We start from the raw sequence: 5596 nt of genomic DNA on the forward strand, positions 1-5596 counted from the left end.
GGGGGGGGGCCCCGGGCGCGGGGCGGGCCGCCCCCCCCCCCCCCCCACGCCGGGATGCTGGATTCGCAGTCACGTCAGGCCGTGACGCCGCGCAACTCCTCGCCGAGTGCGGCTGCCTCGTCGGCGGTCAGTTCCACCACGAGCCGCCCACCGCCCTCGAGCGGTACGCGCATCACGATGCCTCGCCCCTCCTTGGTTGCCTCAAGGGGGCCGTCCCCCGTACGTGGCTTCATCGCCGCCATCCGTTGCTCCCTTCAGATTCACCGGCCGTCCCGGGTCTCCCCTGTCGGCTGCCGGATCGATTCTAGCCCGTGCACAGAACTAAAAGTGCAGTGCACACCTAGCGACTGCTCGGGAACGGACCTATTCGCGGATATCGCCGGGCTCGTCCGACTCCGGCGGGCGCACGTCCGTACGCTCGGCGGACGCTCCGGCGTGGGCGACCGAGAGACGTGCGCGCAACGTGTCGATCTCGAGCGCCATCCGCTCGAGCGCCCAGTCCACCTCGGCCGGCTTGTATCCGCGAACCACCTGGGTGAAGCGGAGGTCCCGCACATCGGCGGCGGTGATGTCCTCGGCGGGCAGCACCGTGGGTGTCGCGTCGGCGGGCAGCGGCGGTGTGTCGTCACCGCGTCCGAACGCCACCACGACGACGCCGTACAGGACCGCGACGACCACGGCCATGCCGAGCACGTACAGCAGGATCACCATGCAGCCATCATGCCTGACGTGCTCAGCTCGCCCGTCGGACCGCCTGCAGGGAGTCGATCGGAGGCCGATCGGCGAGTGACACCTCCGAGTCCACGGGCAGGAACCGATCGCCCGCGAGCGCGAACTGGGTCAACGGCGCGCCCGAGTCCGGCAGTCCGCAACGTCGCAACATGGTGCCCACGATCTGCCGACTCATGACCCCGAGTTCGTGCAGCGGCCGGTTGCGGTGCGTGCGCACGCCGAGGTCGACCTGGCCGATCCCCGCCATCCCGTATCGATCGTAAGTGTCGATGAGCAAACCGATCTCGACGCCGTAGCCCGCGGCGAAGGGCACCGAGGACAGCAGCTCGCGGGTCCCTGCGTACTCGCCGCCGAGCGGCTGTAGCACGGCCGCCAACTCCGGCCGCAGGGCCGCGAGCAGGGGACGGGCCACCAGCTCGGTGACGCGTCCGCCACCGGCCGGGTCACAGGCGTCGCCCAACTTGAGCGGCCTCCGGTAGAACGCCTTGGACAGCTGGACGTCGTCGCACAGCAGCAGCGGACCCAGCAACTTGGGCACGAACTCCGGGTCCGGGTCGATGAGATCGGAATCGACGAAGGCGATGAGGTCACCGCTCGACGCCGCGACACCACGCCACAGCACCTCGCCCTTGCCGGGCAGGGGCGGGATATCGGGGAGTGCCTCCTCGCGCGTGATGACGGTGGCTCCCGCCCGCGCGGCCTCCTCCATGGTGCGGTCCGTCGACCCGGAGTCGAGCACGATGAGCTCGTCGACCAGGCCGCCCAGCAACGGGCGGATCGACTCGACGACAGCGGCCACCGTCGCCTCCTCGTTGAGCGCGGGCAGCACCACGGAGACGGTGCGCCCGTGTTTCGCGGCGACGAGGTAGTCCGCGGTCCAGTGCGGTCGTTCGAAGGTACGGGTCAGGTAGGTCATGCGAGTCCCCTTACCGCGCGGGAGGGCGGCCGGTGACCGTCGATCGACGCCACCATCTCCACCACCCGGCGTGTAGCGGCCACCTCGTGTACCCGGAACAGCCTGGCGCCCTCGTGGGCCGCCAGTGCCGTCGCGGCGAGGGTGCCTTCCACCCTGTCTTCCAGGCCGACACCCAGAGTCTCCCCTATGAAGTCCTTGTTGCTCAGCGCCATGAGCACAGGCCAGCCGGTCTTAACGAGAACGTCCACGCCGCGTAACAGAGCGAGTCCGTGATGGGTGTTTTTTCCGAAATCATGTGTGGGGTCCACGACGATCCCGTCCTCACGTACGCCGGCCTCCCAGGCCGCGTCGGCACCTGCCACCAGGGCGTCCCGCACCTGCGTCACCACGTCCGGGTAGCGCACGCGGTGCGGGCGGGTCCGCGGCTCCTGGCCACCGGTGTGCGAGACGACGAGGCCCGCGCCCGTGGACGCCGCCACGCGCGGCAGGTCGGGATCGGCGCCCGCCCAGGTGTCGTTGATCAAGTCGGCGCCTGCCGCGACCGCCTCCTCGGCCACCGCTGCACGCCACGTGTCGACGCTGATGATCAGGTCCGGATGCGCCTCCCGGATCCGCGCGATGAAGGGGACCGTCCGGCGGATCTCCTCGGCCGAGTCGACCTCCTGGCCGGGTCCGGCCTTGACGCCTCCCACGTCGACGAGGTCCGCACCCTCGGCGACCGCGGCGCCCACGCGCGCGATGGCGGCATCGTCGGCGAAGTAGGAGCCGCGGTCGTAGAACGAGTCGGGGGTGCGGTTGACGATCGCCATGACCAGCGCCCGGTCCGTCGGGACCGGACGCCCGCACAGGGTGGATCCCGGCGGCTCAGCCACGCAGGTCGGGCACCTTCGCCGCGGCCACGTCGGCGGCGAAATCATCGTAGGCCGGGACGTAGCCGTCCGCGCCTCCGACGAACGCGTACAGCGGGTCGTCGCCGACGTCGTCGGCGCCCTGCTTGCGCAACTCGCCCTTGAGGCTCTTGAAGGTCGAGGTCACCTCGAGCGACGGGACGATCCGCACGTACAGCGGGATCGCGTAGGCGGGAAGCGCGTCCCGCAGAACCTTCGCAAGCGCGGCACCGTCGAACTCGGCTCCCTCGACGAGCTTCACCGCGGCCATGCCCGCCTTGCCATCGGCCCCGGGGATCGCGACGCCGTACACGATCGAACCCTCGACCTGGTCGGACTCGTCGAGCGCCCCCTCCACCTCGGTGGTCGCCACGTTCTCGCCCTTCCATCGGAACGTGTCGCCCAGGCGGTCCACGAACGCGATGTGGAACCAGCCCTGGTTCAGAACGACATCGCCGGTGTCGAACCAGACGTCGCCGTCCGAGAAGGCGTCGCGCACGAGCTTCTTCTCGCTGGCGTCGTCGTCGGTGTATCCGTCGAACGGCGCGCTCTTGGTGATCTTGGTGAGCAGCAGGCCGTTGGCCCCCTTCCCCACCTTGCGCAGCCTGCCGTCGGGCCCCCGTAGCGGCCCGCCCGTGTCCAGGTCGTACTCGACGATGGCGTGCGGGAGCGGGCAGAGCCCGACGGTCCCCTCGAGATTGAACACGTTGACGAACGCCATGTTGGTCTCGCTCGCGGCGTAGAACTCCATCACCCGCGCGATACCGAAGCGCTCGGTGAACTCCGACCAGATCTCCGGCCGCATACCGTTACCGACGGCGACGCGGATCCTGTTGTCCCGGTCGGTCGGCTTGGGCGGCTGGCCCAGGAGGTACCGGCAGATCTCGCCGATGTAGATGAACATGGTGGCGCCGTTGAGGTTCGCCTCGTCCCAGAACCGAGACGCGGAGAACTTCCGCCCGATCGCGAGCGTGGCCCCGCTGACCAGCACCGATCCTAGCGCGACCAGCGCCGCGTTGTTGTGGTACAGCGGCAGCGGACAGTACATGACGTCGTCCGCGCGCATGCGCACCCCGGTGGCGCCGAAGCCGGACATGCCCTTGAGCCAGCGGTAGTGCGTCATGATCGACGCCTTGGGCAGGCCGGTGGTGCCGGATGTGAAGACGTAGAAGGCCTTCGTCGACGCCGGCAGCGTCGCAGTGACCTCGGGGTCGCGCGAGGCGGACGGATCCTCGGCCGACACCTCGTCTGCCTGGGCCGCCAGATCGCGGAAAGCCAGCACGACACCGTCGGCGGGGGTGTCCGCGGCGTCTAGCGAGTCGAAGGCCTCGTGCCCCTCGTCGTCGGTGACTATGGTGCCCGTGTCCAGGATCTTCAGGCTGTGCGCCAGCACCGATCCGCGCTGGTTGTAGTTGACGAGGCCCGCGACGGCGCCCAGCTTGACCGCAGCGAGCATCACCAGTGCCATGTCGGGGTGGTTGTGCATCACCACGCCGACGACGTCCCCGGTCTGCACGCCGCGGTCCGCGAGCACCCGCGCATAGGTGTTGACGCGCGCGTTCGCCTCACCGTACGAGAGGGACTCGCCCTCGAACTTGAGGAACGGGCGCTCGGGGTGCTTCGAGGCGCGGTTCTGGAAGACCGATCCGATGGTCTCGCGGCTGCCCTGCCTGCGAAGCAGGATCGAGGGGCCCTCCCTGAGTAGCAGGGGAAGATCGGGCAGCAGGCCCGTCGCGCCCAGCACCACGTCCTTCACGCCGAATGTCCGCGTCTCGCTCAAGGTCCCGGGCCCGCCCTTCCTACCGTCGTCACCATTGGTGACATGTATGCCGTCACCGCTGGAGTGACGCACGTATGCCTGCACCGCGGTGACGCACGTACGTCTCAACGGTACGTGACGGCGCGGATTCTACCCGGGGCCGCTCAAGCCCGCGCACACGCGGCGAGGGCCTCCGGCACCGTCGTCACGCGGCGGAGCGTCGCGAACGCTCGCGCCGACACGAAGCCCCGCTCACGCAGATCCGAGAGCCAGTCCAGCAGAGGCGCGTAGAAGCCCTCGAAGTCCAGCAGCACGACCGGCTTGGTGTGCATGCCGATGTACTCGGCGGTCCATGCCTCGAAGAACTCCTCGAGCGTGCCGACCCCGCCGGGGAGGATGAGGAACGCATCCGCCGTGTCGTCCATGATCTGCTTGCGCTGGCGCATCGTGTCGACGACCTTCAGCACGTCGGCGTCCGTGTCCGCGACCTCCCGCTCGACCAGCGCGCGCGGGATCACGCCGACGGTGTGCCCTCCCGCCGCACGCGCCGCCCGCGCGACCGCGCCCATCATGGAGACGTTGCCGCCGCCGGAGACCAGGGTAAGTCCCGCTTCGGCGAGCGCGGTCCCGACGTCCGACGCGAGGTCGAGATACGGCTGGGGCACCGGGCCCGAGGCGCAGAAGACGGCGACCGCCGTCGTCGTCTCACTCACTGGGGCTCCACCGCGACGTCGTGGTGCGGGTGCGCCAGCTCTGCGTGGCTGCGCGTGATCACATCGACGGCCTCCTGCGCGCTGTCGACGACGTGCAGCAGGTCGATGTCGCCCGGTGAGATCATGCCCTCGGCTTCGAGCGTGCCGCGGATCCAGTCCAGCAGCCCGCCCCAGTACTTCTCGCCGAGCAGGATGATCGGGAACCGGGTGACCTTGTCCGTCTGCACCAGCGTCAGCGCCTCGAAGAGCTCGTCGAGCGTTCCGAATCCGCCCGGCAGACAGACGAACGCCTGCGCGTACTTGACGAACATCGTCTTGCGCACGAAGAAGTAGCGGAACTCGATGCCCAGATCGACGTAGTCGTTGAGGCCCTGTTCGAACGGCAGCTCGATGCCGAGCCCGACGGACATGCCGCCCGCCTCGTTGGCGCCGCGGTTCGCAGCCTCCATCGCTCCCGGCCCACCACCCGTGATCACCGCGTATCCGGCCTCCGCGAGCGTCCGGCCCAGCTCCACGCCGGTCGCGTACTCCGGCGAGTCCCGCTTCAGCCTCGCCGAGCCGAAGACGGTGACGGCGTCGCGCAGCGACG

At 69.6% G+C, this 5596-nt stretch carries 7 protein-coding genes; all 7 read right to left on the bottom strand.

Translation table 11 applies throughout. From position 1 onward, the window contains the following. Positions 1-74 precede the first annotated feature (74 nt). Positions 75-242, bottom strand: a complete 168-nt coding sequence (locus P0W64_RS22420; protein WP_275482420.1) for a DUF3117 domain-containing protein — start codon at positions 240-242, stop codon at positions 75-77. Between the two features lie 121 nt (positions 243-363). Next, the gene (locus P0W64_RS22425; RefSeq protein WP_275482421.1) at positions 364-711 is read right to left on the bottom strand and encodes a DivIVA domain-containing protein; all 348 of its coding nucleotides are present in this window, start codon (positions 709-711) and stop codon (positions 364-366) included. 22 nt (positions 712-733) lie between these two features. Then, positions 734-1648 carry a glucosyl-3-phosphoglycerate synthase gene (locus P0W64_RS22430; RefSeq protein ID WP_275482422.1) on the bottom strand — a complete coding sequence of 305 codons (915 nt, stop codon included), beginning with the start codon at positions 1646-1648 and terminating at the stop codon, positions 734-736. Further along, complete coding sequence (gene folP, locus P0W64_RS22435) at positions 1645-2457, bottom strand: dihydropteroate synthase (RefSeq protein ID WP_275482426.1); 813 nt, start codon at positions 2455-2457, stop codon at positions 1645-1647. Before folP ends, P0W64_RS22430 begins: the two co-directional genes overlap by 4 nt. Positions 2458-2512: 55 nt before the next feature. Further along, positions 2513-4315 carry a long-chain-acyl-CoA synthetase gene (locus P0W64_RS22440; RefSeq protein ID WP_275482423.1) on the bottom strand — a complete coding sequence of 601 codons (1803 nt, stop codon included), beginning with the start codon at positions 4313-4315 and terminating at the stop codon, positions 2513-2515. 143 nt (positions 4316-4458) lie between these two features. Next, positions 4459-5007 carry a TIGR00730 family Rossman fold protein gene (locus tag P0W64_RS22445; RefSeq protein WP_275482424.1) on the bottom strand — a complete coding sequence of 183 codons (549 nt, stop codon included), beginning with the start codon at positions 5005-5007 and terminating at the stop codon, positions 4459-4461. Beyond that, a partial coding sequence (locus P0W64_RS22450; protein WP_275482425.1) for a TIGR00730 family Rossman fold protein occupies positions 5004-5596 on the bottom strand: 593 nt, incomplete at its 5' end. The genes P0W64_RS22445 and P0W64_RS22450, both read right to left, overlap by 4 nt.

This window comes from Tsukamurella sp. 8F, from assembly GCF_029167375.1.
Taxonomy (GTDB): Bacteria; Actinomycetota; Actinomycetes; order Mycobacteriales; family Mycobacteriaceae; genus Tsukamurella.